Genomic DNA, 13,896 nt, shown 5'->3' with positions numbered 1-13,896 from the left:
ATGCTATACAAAAGAAGTAGCGAACTTTTTAAAACTGCTCAGGAGGTCATTCCTGGTGGTGTTAATTCTCCGGTAAGAGCATTTAAAGCTGTTGGTGGTACGCCAATTTTTGCTAAGTCTGCCAAAGGGCCTTATGTCTATGATGAAGACGACAACAGGTATATAGATTATATTAATTCATGGGGGCCAATGATTTTAGGTCATGCCTATCCCCCAGTAGTTGATGCTGTTATTGACCGAACAAAGCTAGGAACCTCTTATGGTATGCCTACCGAATTAGAGACCCAAATTGCCGAATTGGCCGTGAGTATGGTACCTGGGATTGATAAGATCCGATTTGTCAATTCTGGAACAGAAGCTTGTATGAGTGCCATTCGATTGGCAAGAGGTTATACAGGAAAAGACAAGATTATAAAATTTGAGGGATGTTACCATGGTCATAGCGATTCATTTCTAATACAGGCTGGAAGTGGAGCAGTTACCTTTGGGTCACCTAACAGTCCTGGTGTTACGCAAGGAACAGCAAAGGACACCTTGCTAGCTGTATATAATGATTTGGATCATGTAAAATCAATAGTCGAACAGAATTCTGGTGAAATTGCGGCAATTATTCTTGAACCCGTGGCTGGAAATATGGGTTGTATTCCTCCTAATGATGGATTTTTAAATGGATTAAGAGACATCTGCACCAACAACGATATCTTGTTAATTTTTGATGAAGTTATGACCGGTTTCAGGTTGGCCAAAGGAGGAGCGCAAGAATTATTTGGGGTCACCGCTGATCTTGTGTGTTTTGGCAAGGTTATAGGGGGTGGATTACCAGTTGGTGCATTTGCAGGACCAAATAAAATTATGAATTACCTGGCTCCAGAAGGGCCTGTTTATCAAGCAGGAACTCTAAGTGGGAACCCACTGGCTATGTCTGCTGGCTTGGCCATGCTCTATTCAATAAATAATGATGCTGAGTTGTTTACTCGACTGAATGATAAAACAAGTTTTCTTAATAAAGGAATATCCGAAATATTAGAAAAAGCTGGAGTTGAATTTATAACTAATCAAGTTGGGTCCATGCTATCGGTACATTTTACCAATACAGAAGTCACCAATTTTACTCAGGCTAGTAGCTGCAATATGGAACACTTTAATAAGTTGTTTCATTGCATGCTGGATTGTGGCATTTATATAGCCCCGAGTGCTTATGAATCCTGGTTTATTTCCGATGCGCTTAGTCAATCTGATTTGGAGGAAACTTTGGATGGCGTTAGAGCCTTTACAAAACTGATATAAAAAAAGCCGCAAATGCGGCCTTTTTTTAAACGTCAAGTTGATTTTTATCTTTTACCTTCAGCTCTGCGTTTACGCATTTTACGTTGCATTTCCCCCATTTTTGAAAGGAAACTGGCATATTGATCTTCGTTAAGTACCAATTTCATTTTATTCTTAAGCTTATCCTGAGCTTGAAGATGTTTGTTTTTCATCTCTTTGCGCTCATCTGGACTCATATTTTGATGGGTTTTGTTAACAGATAATCTGGTTTGTTCCATTTCGCTATGAAAGTCCAAAAGTGCTGCTTCAACTTCCACAGCTTGGTCTGAAGTTAAATCCAGAGATTTACTCATCTCTGCAGTTTGAATTTTAGCGCGCTCTTCAGGGCTTTTTCCTTGCCCTTTTCGTTTCATTTCCTTTTTGGTAGCTTCGTTCCAATTTCTTTCCTGGGCATGTGACATCGCCACAGCAAAGAATAAACTAAACGCTATAAGAAAGATATTTTTCATGATTAATTTATTTTACGTTCAATGTTAAGACAGCCTAGAGCAAGATAAGTTTAATGAATAACTATACTTTATCAAATAATTAACATTGATAAAAGTTGTTGATCTAATACTTGGGGAGGTTGGCTTTTTTCATCGCTTTTTTCTGCTCATCGTCAAGCATTCCACCCATGTCTTTTTTAAAGCTATCACTACCCATTAATGCTTTAGTAATGTTATCGCTTCCTTCAGAACTCATTAATTGCTCTGGAGTGTATTTGGAAAGCATGCTTTGAAACTTATCGCTTCTTAGTTGTTTCATTACCAAATCAGTGGCCTGAGTTTGCTGACTTTCAGATAGGTTAAACTTCTTGGTAAGTTTTTTAACCTGATCAGAAGCTAGCTTATCAATATAATCGTTGTTTAACACTTTGGAGGTTGCAGTACTTGTGGCCATTGACTTTAAATCTTGCCCATAGCTCATTGCTACTACCAGAAGGCACATAATAACTAATACTTTTTTCATTTCTCGAATTTTTTAAAAGGTGAATCTCAAATGTAATTAAATCTCTTAAAATCAAAGACTAATTTTTGTATTTACTCTTATAAATAACAATTTCATAAATTGTAACATCTAAGCGAATATTAAATAATGTCTTATTGGATATCTGTACTTGTTATTGTTCTGATTGCTTATGTGGTTATAAGCATCCTACTATATTATCTACAGGATTACTTCCTATTTAAGCCAGAAAAATTACCCGACAATTTTGAATTTCATTATAAGAATCAAACCACTAGAGAATACAATCTTGAAACTAGAGATGGGGCTATTATTAATGGTTTGCGGTTTATCCCCAAGGGTGAAAGCAAAGGCATAGTTCTATATTTAAAGGGAAATTCTAAGAGTATTAAAGGCTGGGGAAAGTTTGCTGTAGATTTTACAAGACATGGCTATAACGTGCTTATGGTTGATTACAGAGGGTTTGGCAAAAGTACTGGCAAGCGTTCACAAAAAGCAATTAAAAGAGATCTTCAAGTTATTTATAATAAGCTAAAGGAACTGGTTCCTGAAGATCAAATAGTTCTATACGGACGTTCACTGGGTTCAGGCTTTGCCGCAAAACTCGCCTCAATGAACCATCCCAAAATGCTCATTTTAGACGCTCCTTATTACAGTCTTACAAAAGTCACCTCGCGTTACATGCCTTTTATGCCCTTATCGGTTCTTATTAAATACCCTTTGCCAACATATAAGTGGCTTAAGTATGTCCGATGCCCCATTCACATTATTCATGGCACCAATGATAAACTGATTCCTTTTAAAACTAGTGTCAAGTTGTCTAAAGTGAATCCAAAAAACACAACGTTGCACAGTATCATCGGAGGAGGTCATAAAGATTTAAATACTTTCGAGTCCTATCATAAAATATTAGATCGCATTCTAAAGGCTAAGCCTAATAAAATCGATTTTGAAACTACAAGCATTCATGTCAATCACGGGAAGAAAAAATCGAAAGTTTAAAAATGGTATCATACTATTAATAGGTCTCTATATTGTGATTGGATCGGCACTTTATCTCTTTCAAGAAAAACTCTTATTTCTCCCAACACAATTGGAAGAATCGTATACTTTCCAATTTGACCTTCCATTTGAAGAATTGAATTTTAAACCTGAAGAAGGAGTTAGATTAAATGCGCTGTATTTTAAAAGTGCGCAACCCAAAGGTGTCATTTTATACAGTCATGGAAATGCAGGTGACCTTAGTCGTTGGGGAGAGATAGCTTCGCGATTTGTCAAGTACAATTATGATGTGCTGGTCTGGGATTACCGATCCTATGGAAAAAGTAAAGGCCCACGCTCTGAAATGGCTTTTTATAATGACGCCGAACATATATATGATTTTCTACTAACCAAATACAGGCCCGAAGAGATTGTATTATACGGCAGATCCTTAGGGACTGGGATTTCAAGCTATCTGGCCTCAAAGAGAATTTGTCAGCAACTTCTACTGGAAACACCATACTATAGTATTGTAGATGTGGTGCAGTACCGATTTCCTATTTTTCCCGTTGAGAAATTAATGACCTATAAGTTTCCCAGTTATAAATACATTCCAGATGTAAATGTTCCCGTGACCATAATTCACGGCACAGACGATAGTGTGGTGCCATATAAATCGGCACAAAAATTGGCCGCTCTTAAACCGGATGGTCTTGAATTTATTACCATTGAGAGGGGAGACCATAACAACTTAGTCGACTTTGATGGTTTTCATAGGGCTCTGGATAAAGCCTTAAAATAAAAAAAGGCCTCTTTTATGAGGCCTTTTAATTATTATAGAATCTGGGATTTACCCATTAGGGTCTAAAATCTTATTGACACGTTCTAATGCGTCTGCAATGTGGATACGACTCATGGTATCAGCACCACCAGCCGAGCGCAATTGTGATCTTAATGACTTAAGTTCTGCTCTTACTACTGCACGTATATCGGATTGACTTACGTTGACTCTAGTGCCACCAAAGAATCTTCTGAATTGTGCTGGAACAGAAGGTTGATCATTGGTCATAATAAACTCCATTCGGTCAATGTAGGCACGTTGAAGGTTTCTTCTGTAGATATCAATCGTTTTACCTGTACGAAGTTCTGAGAATAAACCGCTTCGTAAGTCTTTCATCATATCATATAGGCCATAAGCCGAAGAACCATTGATGTTCTCATTTTCAAGAAGACGTTGCATTCTTCCAAAATCCATCATATTATTAAGTGTTCGGGTTTGAATTCCTCTAACACGCTCAATATGTCCGGCACTTTCAATCTTATTAAAGATCTCATTATCTAACATCCAATCGGGTGTGGTAAATAATTGATCTTGAATAAATGCCATACACTTTTTCTGATGGTCAGCATCCACATGAGTGTAAACAGCACCTTCCTGATCATAAGTCTTGTAATATTCATAAACACCACCAATGTTGGAAGACACGTGCCCCATATAGCGACTAAACTGTCCAAGAACTTCTCGATACATGGTTTCAAGATCGTCATAGTTCTTACCATCTTCAGCTGTCCATTCAATTAAGTTTGGTATAATACGCTTTAAGTTGGCAATACCATATTCACTAGCCAAAACCGCATCATCACCAAGATCTTCTGTTTGAGAGCTTGGGTCAATGACACCAAATTGCTGACGACCAAAACGGTACATCGGGTCACCGGCATGTTCAAGTATCCAACTATCTAGAGTTTTCTTTTCATCTTCTGCAGAGGCGGCATCAAGTATTGGTTTATAACCCCACATAATAGAATACTTGTCATAAACCCCTATGTTGGGCATTAAAGCAACACCTTCGTCACCTGGTTGTGCCACGTAGTTAAATCGAGCGTAATCCATAATCGATGGCGCTGTACCGTATTTTTGAGTGAATTCAGCATCTCTTAGTTTTTCAACTGGATAGGCCACAGAACTACCCATGTTATGCGGTAAACCCAAGGTATGTCCTACTTCATGAGAAGACACAAAACGTATCAAGCGCCCCATAACTTCGTCTTTAAAGGCAACCCCTCTGGCGTCTGGGTTAATGGCAGCAGTTTGCACAAAGAACCAGTTTCTAAGCAAGGTCATGACATTGTGATACCAACCAATATCACTCTCAAGTATTTCTCCTGATCTAGGATCAGCAACATGTGGACCATATGCATTACGTATAGGTGATGCAAAATAGCGTATTACTGAATATCTTGCATCTTCAGGACTCCATTCTGGGTCCTCTTCAGGGGTTGGAGGGTCCTTGGCAATGATGGCATTTTTAAAACCAGCAGCTTCAAAGGCTACTTGCCAATCATTCACCCCTTGTTTAAGATATTTACGCCATTTCATTGGTGTTGCAGGGTCGATATAATAAACAATTTGTTTTTTAGGTTCTACCAATTCGCCTCGCTTAAATTTTTCAATATCTTCATCTTTAACTTCTAACCTCCAGCGTCTTAGGTAACTGACGGTCTCGCTCTTTTGATTGTCCAAACCATAATCGACTTGTCCAGCTGTAAACCAGCCTACTCTTTGATCAAATATCCTTTTTGTCATTGGGACTTCAGGTAATAGAATCATGGAGTTATTAATTTCTAATGAAATAGTTCCTGTGCTGCTGTTAGAAGGTGGTCTTCCAGCATTATAGGTTTTAACATGACGTGCTTCAATATTGATAGGATAACTTTTTAATGATTCAATAAATGATTTATCATTGTCAAGTCTTGTGATCCTATATTGTTGTCTTCTTGAATCAGGAAATCCCAATGCTTTAACATCTTTTGTAAATAAAGGGGTCACGTCAATGACTGTGTTTGTACTGTCTTTATTAAAAGCTTTAATAGGGAAGGTGGCCAAAACAGGCTCAAAATTAGAATTAACTACTGCCTGATGAATTGGCAAGGAGTCTGCCGCAACAATTGAAAAAGAAACCACTCTAAGAAGCACTTTTTTGTCTTTTTTCTGCCATCTGATAACTTGTTCATTTTGCTTTTCACCACCAAAACCGATACCACTTGCAGTTTTTGCAATTCGAGTGACCATGAGCATTTCTCGTTCAAACAAAGTGTCTGGGATTTCATAAAAGAACTTGTCATCAATTTTATGAACATCAAATAGTCCTTTATCCGTAATGGCTTTTTTAGTAATTACCTTATCATAAGGTTGAATGTCATTCTTTCCAGGTTTTTTGGCTGGTGGTTTTGCAGCTGCTGTGTTGGCTTTAGATTTACTGGCTTTTTTTGAAGACTTACAAGAGTATGCAAACAAAGCAAGTGCCACAAACAGGATGCGAATTGTCATCTGTTTCAAAATAGTCGGTTTTTAAAAAATTCGCATGAAAATACGCATAAGGCAGTGTACTTATTGGAAGGGGTTAGTATTTTTAGCTTTTATTTAACGCCTATTGAGTCGAATTCTAAAATTAGAGATTATTTGTAGTAAAAGTATCACCCTGACGTATGTCCCCAGTTTCAAAACCTTTTTTAAACCAGCGCACGCGTTGAGCAGAAGTCCCATGGGTAAACGAATCTGGAATCACTTTTCCCGTGGCGTTTTTTTGCAGCCTGTCATCACCTATGGCATTGGCAGCATTCAAGGCTTCTGCAAGATCACCTGCCTCCATCCATTGCGTCATCTCTTGAGAGTGGTTGGCCCAAACACCAGCATAAAAGTCGGCCTGAAGTTCCAAGCGCACCGAGTATCTGTTGTATTCAGATTTGGAAACACGTTGACGAACTTTTTGCATTTCATCAGTAATACCCATCAGATTTTGGACGTGATGACCAACCTCATGCGCAATGACGTAGGCCTGTGCAAAATCTCCAGGGGCATTTAGTTGGCGTTCCATGTCTTTAAAAAAACTTAGGTCAATGTAAATAGTCCGGTCTCCAGGACAATAGAAAGGACCCGTAGCACTGGAAGCAAATCCACAGGCCGAGCTAACAGAATTGGTGAATAGAACCAATTGTGGTTCTTCGTAGTTTGGTAAGATTTGATGCCAGACATCCTCGGTACTGGCCAGAATGGTTTTAGTAAACTCTGCTAACTCATTTTCTTCAACAGACCCTTGATAAGTATTGCTGGTTTGAACAGGTTGCCCTCCACCAGTAAAAAACTGTCCGATAACACTTAATGGATTAATACCAGTGAAATAGGAGAAAACAAGAAATATACCGACAATAATGAGCCCTTTTTTAGAAAAAAGTAATCGAATTAAAGGAGCAATTAGCATGGGGCTAATGCCACCGGCTCCTCTTGCCGATTGCCCCCTTTGATCTCTAACATTAGAACTGCGGCGTTGGCCTTTCCATTTCATAAGTTATTGGTAATGAATTAGTAGAAGCTTAAAAGTATTAAATAATTTAGTTTCAAAGAATTACTGGTTATGGAATTTTATATCCAATTTATTTTCTTCCTAATAAGTTGATAACATATCCAATTAAAAACAAAATGAAACTAACCAGACTAATTGGGGGAAGACCTCCATGCCATGAACTAGGGTCCAGCCAACCTTTATATCCCATAAAGAATAGGTGAATCAAAGTAAATAACATGGCTCCCAGCATGAATCTCCTTGAAGTTATAAATTGTATAAACTTAGTGTCCTCTCTCAAAAACGTTTGAAAACTTAAGTTGTAGGCCCATAATGTGACAAAGGCTAATACCCCTCCAAGCATACTAAGTCCACCGTTTAATGTAAGTGTACCATCAATCAAGAAAAACTGACTATACACTGTAGGTCTAAACATTAAAAAACTCATTAGCACATGTATTAGAACTAAGAGAAATCCTGTCATTCCAATTGATTTTCTGGAATTTAAATAAGAGGAAGGTACTGGTCCGCCAATAGTTTTAAGAGGCCCTAATGAAAAATTTAGTATCAGTAGGATGAAACCAGTAAGGGCTATGCCCTTGTTGAGAATAAAAAACGGAAAATCTTTCCAAGGAATGGGACCAAGAACATGATATCTCAAAACCGCATAAGCAATAGAAAAAAAAGAGGTTACTAAAATTATTCTACCAGCTGCACTATTTGTGTCTTTAATCTTTTCTATTGGTGCCATGAACTAAATGTTTCGTTTTAATCAGTGTAATTTAATAAGATCTCGAGCGGTAAACAAAGTCCCAATCAATACAATTGTGAAATCCATTTGGTCAATAACAATTGTGGTTCATTTTTTAAAACCTATCCCTATGATTAAAATTGGATGTACTTTATAGATACCGTTCTTTTAAATCTTCAATAGTTCTTCTAACAGATTCTTTATAAGAATACCTTTTGGTTAAACGGTAGTGTTTTAATTGAGTTATAATAAAAGGTAAGGATACGAAGCCTCGATTATTGATATAATCATCACGAATTGTGTCTGTTTGAGTTCCATTGTTTAAAAGCTCTGGAATTATGATTTCGCTGGCTCTTACAAAGTGCTCGATGATACAATTTTCCCAGTCATTATAGCCTTGAGGGATCATTTTTCCTTTTAAGGGTTCATAAAGACTGGAGGTATTAGAAATAGTATTATTGTTTTCGAGAACAATATGATTGACAAAAGAGTGACCAAATTCATGTATGGCCAAATTTTCGAAACGTGCCATATCTGTAAAGTCAAAGTTCTTTTGAAGCGGACCTAAAATAAATGAGTCTGTTGACAATTCAGAGTTTTTAAGTCCCCACCCGGCTGTTGGCCATATGGTTAAACTAGGGACTATTTTATAGAAATTGAAATGTTGTTCATAGAATGATTCCATTAGTTTTATCACCGAATCTGAAGGCAGGCGATTCTTTAAATTTTCAAAGGTCTTTGCACGATGGGGTTCAAGTTGGTTCCAAATTGTTTCAAATTGTGATTCTCGATAGAACCTATTTACCAAAAGCATAAGGTCTTTAAGAGCCTCTTTATCCTCTTCTGATTTATAGTGGTATTTTTTTTGAATTAAGCCGTCCAGATTATAATCCGATGAAAAGGGTAATTCAGGTAAGTCATTATAGAAAAACTCCACAAACATAGCAAAGGTAAAGTCACTGGCATTTCCGTAAATTTCTTGTAGTAAGGGGTTCGACTGATTATCCTTATAGTTGCTAAGAATAATACTAATGGGATGATTAGGGTCGTCATCACCTGGTTCCCCAAGGTGTACTAAGTAACCAAAGAAATCAAGGTTCTTATTAAATTCAATAGATACTGTTTTTTTTTGGGCATTAAGAAGTAATGTTAAACTGAAAATGAGGGTAAATACTGTTGTTTTCATGATTTTTTATTTTTCAGCAAACCTATAAGTTAGAATGGTGCAAATCGACCGAAAACCTGTTTTCGGACGTCTAAAATCATGAATTGGGCACAGTTTGAATCAGGTGGATTTTAAATATTCCGAGGGAGAGGATGCCATTTGTGTTTTAAAGACCTGATTAAATGTGGACTTTGAGCTGAAGCCTGACTCCAGTGCTAATGCTAGAAGAGTCTTCTTATTTTTTTCGTCCGTTGCGGCTTTGTCTAGGAAATAATTGATGCGGAAATGATTGATGTATTCCTTATAGTTCTTATTTAGATATTGATTTATCAGATAAGAGACATAGCGGCTGGGTAATCCTAGCTCAAGAGCCAATTCCTTTAGTGGTAAATTTGGTTTTAGGAATAATTCTTTTCTGATAAGTGTATCATTAAGTTTTTTTAGTTCAAAATCGTCCTCGAAATTTGGGAACTCTATTGATTTGGATTTCGAACCAGTATGCGCAAATGACTGGCTATCCATAAAATGTAGAAATGCCAAAATCAGTATGGTAATGCTAATGATGTACTCAATGATTTGAAAGTATTCCCAACCAATAAATGAAAACACAATCCAGAACAGCACCATTATGCTAAGACCAATCATTAGAGTCAGCAGTCTTAACTGAGCAATGACTATCTTATTTTGCAGCTTTGGATTTACCGATTTACGATAATTAGTGTAGTGCACCCAGAAATAGACCAATACCCCAACAGATGACAGTACAGGAATGTACTCACTGAGTATTGGCCAAAATGTGTGTTCAATTAAATTGAGTCCTAGTACACTGAACCAAAATTGAAATCCCCATTCTAAAGCAGCCGGCAAAAACAACCACAGATGCATTTGCTTAAATTGGAAATTATCATCCACTTGATACTTTACAAATAGCCATAGCGCTGGCCAGGATAAATTATAATTGAGGAGCAACCAGAATGGAATAGCATTGGGTTGGTTGTTGTACCCGGATTGCGCTCCCCATGAAAATAATAGCTGAATCGCAATGAGGAGAATAACTATGCCCAGGAAAAAGTTGGCCTTTCGTTTGGTAAAAACCTGAGATAGTAATGACAACCCTATCATAATACCTATACCGGCGGCAATTAATAAGAGTTGTTCTTGCATAGAGTAAAGCTAACCGAATTATTGTAATGGGCCTAAGCCTAATAACTAGAGTTTGAACTCTGTTATAGAATCGTCCCTATCAAATATATGTGGGTAGTGTTCAATGACATTGTCCTTCATGAACTCTACAGGGACGTCTTCAAAATGGCCGTAGTCTTCTGTATATTCCATAAACAAGCTCCCTTCAGAATTGTATTGTTGTAAAAACGAATTGGAGACTCCGTCAAATTCTAAGGGGTCTACATTAAAACGTGCACATAGATCTGCGTTAAATGCTGGGGAGCATTTAAGCCATGCATCATTCAACTGAACATTGACCATACCATGTGGTGTTAGTTCGTTGGAACCAAATTTTTCGGTGAGGCGCTCTACAGCAATGTGATTTTTAACTTTCCCAAGATGCAAACGGGCTGGAATTCCTAATCCACGGAGGCAGGCTACCAGGAGTACTGATTTTTCAACACAGTTGCCAAAGTTTCTTTGGGCAATAGTGCTGGCTTTGTAATTGTCTTTAGCTAGGCTAATACTATAGGGATCGTAGCGCCAGCCATCACGCACCTTTTTGTAAGTGTCAATAGCTTTTTGCTGTGTAGTTAAGCTGTTATTATTTAAATCCGATATAACTTTTTGAATATGGTCCGATTCAAAATCGAGGAAATAGGTGGCTTTTAAGTAGTTCATATAAACCTAAGGTTTTTGAGTGCTTGTAAAATCACATTCTGCATCTATTGATAGCTTTTTATTAGTCGGAGATATATCTGTCAAAGTTTCTTTTGAATGCAGTTGTCCATAATAATCAATAAAATAACGTTCAATTATCAAACCATTGGGTAAGGTGTTTTTGGCCTTCCATTCTTCATACGCTGTAGAATAATTGAAGAAGGGGAGAAGGTCTGTTTTTGTGGTGTCAACAATATAGTACTGTGTACCAATTTTATGTTTTCTTACTTGCTTAGAATTAAAAGAAGCCAATTTATAAACTTTGTACGTGCTTGTTCCTATAATCGTATCCCCCACCATTGAAAAAGCATAGTCATTTATGAGCTTCTTATAAGGGTTTCTATATCTATGCACATGCTCACATTGCACCTTTATATTGGCAGCCTTATTTAAATTCTGTTTGACGTATTGGACGTTTAAAGCAATGCCATTTTCATCTTTAAAATAGAAATCGTATTCTAAACTGTCCTTATCAAAAATTGTAGCGAAAAAGTGATTTTGACTCACATTAATTAAATAATATCTGTTTCGAGTCGTGTCTCTTTCATAAAAAAATCGATCTTTAATTCTTATGGAATCTTTGTAAAAGGTCTCTTTATATTGAAGAACATGACTGAAATGATATTCCTTTTGGGCAAAGGTCAATTGAAATAACAGCCATAATAAAACAAAGCATAATGGTGATTTTTTTATCTCCAATTTGAAAGAGGTCTCTCTTATTAAAGATTGTCCACTCTTTGGGATTTTCATTTTCATCAAAAGAAGGATTAGAAATCTTTAATAAGTACTGTCGCTTAATTGTTGTCTTCCAAACGCTTTGGTACGCTCAATCTGCTCTTCAAGATTCCATTCAAAATCAAAACGCTCTTTCAGATGCTCTTCAATGGTATTTAGGCCGATGGCCGCGCGGCGTTTGTTAACATTTACAGGGTCATATACGGGCCATACGTTAAAGCTCTTAGTCTCTTTGTAATATTTCATTTGACCCCCATAGATCTGCAGTTCTCCTTTATCAGTCGCCAATCGGTCTTCCGTCCGCACCAACCATCGCGCTTCCAGCTTGCCATCCTTTACAGCTTGTCGCATTATTGGAATGTACTTTTCACGCGTCTCAGGTGTATCGTGCTGAATCACATTGCAAATGGTCCAGTTGCCATTAGTTCCCGATTGCTCAGGACTTGGCCAGCCAAAGGTGTCTATAATCTGGGCAATGCGTTTCATGTTCTGTTCATGATTGGCACGAATTTCCTCAGTAATGGGGATTAAATAGTCGTGCTCTGGACCATAGATGTCCATCATTGAATCGCGCTCGCGAATAGGAAGTTGCTCTTTCATCCAAATGCTATCTAAAATAGCACTAAGATTTTTAGCTGAAATCTCTGATTGTACTGTTGCCGACTGGCCTGGTTTATCCTGACAGGAAAAGGTTAATAGAGCAATTGCAAGGAGAAGTACCTTTAGCGGTATATTTTTCATAAATGTTCCGTGGATTATCCTTGTTGCTGAAAAGCCATGCTTTTCTCTAAAGCAAGATAGTCGTATTTAGGGGCGTAGTGTTTTTCAACAAAGGTGCGTTTCCAGTAGTAACGTTTAAAAATAAAGAGGGGGTCTTGTACCATAAAACTAGGGATAAAATGGTACCACTTATAGCCCATGGCCTTAAAGTGCTGTCTTACTTCATCTCCAAATCCTAATTCATCAGCGGCAGTCTCAACAGCCAAGCGTTGACATTTAGAACCAATATACTGATTGACAATTCTAGTCTTATACCCAAAATAGAAAAACTGATCTTTAATGCGTTTATAGTTCTGAAAGCGCGACCAGGCATCTGCAAATACCAGGAAAATATGAAAAAATGCAAACAGAAACATAAATAGCCAATAGCCTGTCCATAGTGCGCTGTCATTTGCATAGGCTCGTTTTAATGGTATGAAATATAGATAAGACTCCAGAACAAAGATGAGAGATGATGCTATCAGCAGTCTACTACAAATAATATAGGATATCCAAAGGCTTCGTTGCTTGGGTAAGCTGCTGACCATCTTCTGTTGAGGTTAATTTTTTTTAAAAATATAAAAATCTAACTAGCAAACTGTTAATTGTTGCTATTTGCTGCAATTAATAACATTGGCATAGCAATTAAATTGTTTTAGAAGCAAGTTAAGGCAAGAAAAATCTATTATGAACGTAACTGAAATAGGATGTTCATCAATTCAATATTAGGGGCCTCTGTGATTTCATAGGCTCCAGGTATACTCTTGGCCAAATCAGATTCTCGAAAGGCCATTAATGACTCAGGGGTATCCCAGACATAGATGCCACCATATTCTCCTGCTGTGTCAGTTTTTACATAGTACTTCTGTACCAACCCCGAAATCGCTTCAAATTGTGGAGCCCGTTCATGGGCTCGTTTTAAAAGTTCTTCTTCACTAAGACTGGACTTTAATTTAATGACTTGCAGAATCATGGACCTCGTATTTAGAAAGTTTTAGGTTAAA

At 37.4% G+C, this 13,896-nt stretch carries 15 protein-coding genes; 3 read left to right on the top strand and 12 right to left on the bottom strand.

Annotated features, from left to right (window positions below):
* The gene (hemL, locus tag DN064_RS08455; RefSeq protein ID WP_115462207.1) at window positions 1–1,287 is read left to right on the top strand and encodes a glutamate-1-semialdehyde 2,1-aminomutase; all 1,287 of its coding nucleotides are present in this window, start codon (window positions 1–3) and stop codon (window positions 1,285–1,287) included.
* Between the two features lie 44 nt (window positions 1,288–1,331).
* Here the strand turns inward: hemL and DN064_RS08450 are convergent, their stop codons facing one another.
* Window positions 1,332–1,775 (bottom strand): hypothetical protein, encoded by a 444-nt coding sequence (locus tag DN064_RS08450; RefSeq protein ID WP_115462206.1) that lies wholly within the window; start codon window positions 1,773–1,775, stop codon window positions 1,332–1,334.
* A 103-nt stretch (window positions 1,776–1,878) separates the two neighbouring features.
* Window positions 1,879–2,277 carry a hypothetical protein gene (locus DN064_RS08445; RefSeq protein WP_115462205.1) on the bottom strand — a complete coding sequence of 133 codons (399 nt, stop codon included), beginning with the start codon at window positions 2,275–2,277 and terminating at the stop codon, window positions 1,879–1,881.
* Window positions 2,278–2,403: 126 nt separating this feature from the next.
* On the opposite strand from DN064_RS08445, the gene DN064_RS08440 reads away from it, so the two are divergent.
* Both DN064_RS08440 and DN064_RS08435 read left to right on the top strand, forming a co-directional pair.
* Window positions 2,404–3,276, top strand: coding sequence for an alpha/beta hydrolase (locus tag DN064_RS08440; protein ID WP_115462204.1), 873 nt, complete (start codon window positions 2,404–2,406; stop codon window positions 3,274–3,276).
* Window positions 3,242–4,057 (top strand): alpha/beta hydrolase, encoded by an 816-nt coding sequence (locus DN064_RS08435; protein WP_115462203.1) that lies wholly within the window; start codon window positions 3,242–3,244, stop codon window positions 4,055–4,057. Before DN064_RS08440 ends, DN064_RS08435 begins: the two co-directional genes overlap by 35 nt.
* A 48-nt stretch (window positions 4,058–4,105) precedes the next feature.
* On the opposite strand, the gene DN064_RS08430 is transcribed toward DN064_RS08435, so the two are convergent.
* The 10 genes from DN064_RS08430 to DN064_RS08385 all read right to left on the bottom strand — a co-directional run bounded on the left by DN064_RS08430 (window position 4,106) and on the right by DN064_RS08385 (window position 13,865).
* Complete coding sequence (locus DN064_RS08430; RefSeq protein WP_115462202.1) at window positions 4,106–6,586, bottom strand: zinc-dependent metalloprotease; 2,481 nt, start codon at window positions 6,584–6,586, stop codon at window positions 4,106–4,108.
* A gap of 121 nt (window positions 6,587–6,707) precedes the next feature.
* On the bottom strand, window positions 6,708–7,601 hold the full coding sequence (gene ypfJ, locus DN064_RS08425) for a KPN_02809 family neutral zinc metallopeptidase (RefSeq protein ID WP_115462201.1): 894 nt from the start codon (window positions 7,599–7,601) through the stop codon (window positions 6,708–6,710).
* Window positions 7,602–7,689: 88 nt separating this feature from the next.
* The gene (locus DN064_RS08420) at window positions 7,690–8,349 is read right to left on the bottom strand and encodes a hypothetical protein (protein WP_115462200.1); all 660 of its coding nucleotides are present in this window, start codon (window positions 8,347–8,349) and stop codon (window positions 7,690–7,692) included.
* Between the two features lie 151 nt (window positions 8,350–8,500).
* Window positions 8,501–9,535 (bottom strand): DUF4932 domain-containing protein, encoded by a 1,035-nt coding sequence (locus DN064_RS08415; protein WP_115462199.1) that lies wholly within the window; start codon window positions 9,533–9,535, stop codon window positions 8,501–8,503.
* A 99-nt stretch (window positions 9,536–9,634) separates the two neighbouring features.
* Window positions 9,635–10,678, bottom strand: a complete 1,044-nt coding sequence (locus tag DN064_RS08410; RefSeq protein ID WP_115462198.1) for a helix-turn-helix domain-containing protein — start codon at window positions 10,676–10,678, stop codon at window positions 9,635–9,637.
* Window positions 10,679–10,723: 45 nt separating this feature from the next.
* Complete coding sequence (locus DN064_RS08405; protein ID WP_115462197.1) at window positions 10,724–11,359, bottom strand: transglutaminase-like domain-containing protein; 636 nt, start codon at window positions 11,357–11,359, stop codon at window positions 10,724–10,726.
* A gap of 6 nt (window positions 11,360–11,365) precedes the next feature.
* Window positions 11,366–12,154 (bottom strand): hypothetical protein, encoded by a 789-nt coding sequence (locus tag DN064_RS08400; protein ID WP_157962272.1) that lies wholly within the window; start codon window positions 12,152–12,154, stop codon window positions 11,366–11,368.
* A 21-nt stretch (window positions 12,155–12,175) separates the two neighbouring features.
* Window positions 12,176–12,874, bottom strand: a complete 699-nt coding sequence (locus DN064_RS08395) for a DUF6624 domain-containing protein (RefSeq protein ID WP_115462195.1) — start codon at window positions 12,872–12,874, stop codon at window positions 12,176–12,178.
* Between the two features lie 14 nt (window positions 12,875–12,888).
* Entirely contained in the window at window positions 12,889–13,440 is a 552-nt protein-coding gene (locus tag DN064_RS08390) for a hypothetical protein (protein ID WP_115462194.1), read from the bottom strand.
* Window positions 13,441–13,577: 137 nt separating this feature from the next.
* A complete protein-coding gene (locus DN064_RS08385) occupies window positions 13,578–13,865 on the bottom strand; it encodes a YdhR family protein (protein WP_115462193.1) in 288 nt (95 codons plus the stop codon).
* Between the last annotated feature and the right edge of the window lie 31 nt (window positions 13,866–13,896).

Origin of the sequence: Winogradskyella aurantiaca (assembly GCF_003362725.1) — a bacterium.
Taxonomy (GTDB): Bacteria; Bacteroidota; Bacteroidia; order Flavobacteriales; family Flavobacteriaceae; genus Winogradskyella_A; species Winogradskyella_A aurantiaca.
Note: the sequence above shows the minus strand (reverse complement) of the source record. Positions and strands in the feature narration are given on the sequence as shown.